The sequence below is a fragment of the Paucibacter sp. XJ19-41 genome, from assembly GCF_028462495.1.
Lineage (GTDB): Bacteria > Pseudomonadota > Gammaproteobacteria > Burkholderiales > Burkholderiaceae_C > Roseateles_E.
The window spans coordinates 1-669 of record NZ_JAQOWX010000290.1 but is presented as its reverse complement, the minus strand read 5'-3'; the positions used below and the strand labels follow the sequence as shown (position 1 = coordinate 669).

Below are 669 nucleotides of genomic sequence, written 5' to 3'. Positions count from 1 at the left end.
GATCAGCAGCGCATCGGCGGCGGCGCAGAACAGCACCACCGGGCCGACATGCTCGCGGCGCAGGCCCTGGCGCAGCACGAAGGCGTTTTGGGCGCCGATGGCGACGATCAGACCCAGGCTCAGCGCCAGGCCCTGCAGCAGTGCGGCCGGTGCGGCGGCCAGGTTTGAAGTCATCATGGGCTCAGCTTGCCAGTCCTTGGAAATGAAGCCAAACTAACTAATCTAAATTGAGTTTAGGAAAACTAATCAGATGCTGGACTACGCCGCGCTCTCTGCATTGGCCGCCGTGATGCGGGAGGGGAGTTTCGAGCGCGCGGCACGCGCGCTCCATGTGACGCCCTCGGCCATCTCCCAGCGCATCCGCCTGCTGGAGGAGCGCGTCGGCTGCGCGCTGGTGATACGCGAGCAGCCCTGCCGCGTGACAGATACGGGGCGCCGGCTGTGCCAGCATGTGGACCAGGTGCGCCTGCTGGAGCAGGACCTGCATACCGCGCTGCCGGTCCTGTCGGCGGACGCGCCGGCGCGCGTCCCGCTGCCGATCGCCGTGAATGCCGACAGCCTCGCGACCTGGGCCGCCCCCGCGCTCGCCGGCTTCGCGGCGGACAGCCCGGTGCTGCTGGAAGTGCTGGTGGACGACCAGGACCACACCAGCGAGCGCCTGCGCAGCGG

At 68.6% G+C, this 669-nt stretch carries 1 protein-coding gene and 1 pseudogene; one reads left to right on the top strand and one right to left on the bottom strand.

From position 1 onward, the window contains the following. Positions 1-174, bottom strand: a pseudogene (locus PO768_RS29035) (amino acid transporter); the annotation flags it as partial. A gap of 76 nt (positions 175-250) precedes the next feature. Between PO768_RS29035 and PO768_RS29030 the strand changes: the two are divergent. After that, positions 251-669, top strand: a 419-nt coding sequence (locus tag PO768_RS29030; RefSeq protein WP_272648827.1) for an ArgP/LysG family DNA-binding transcriptional regulator, incomplete at its 3' end; no start/stop codon positions are given.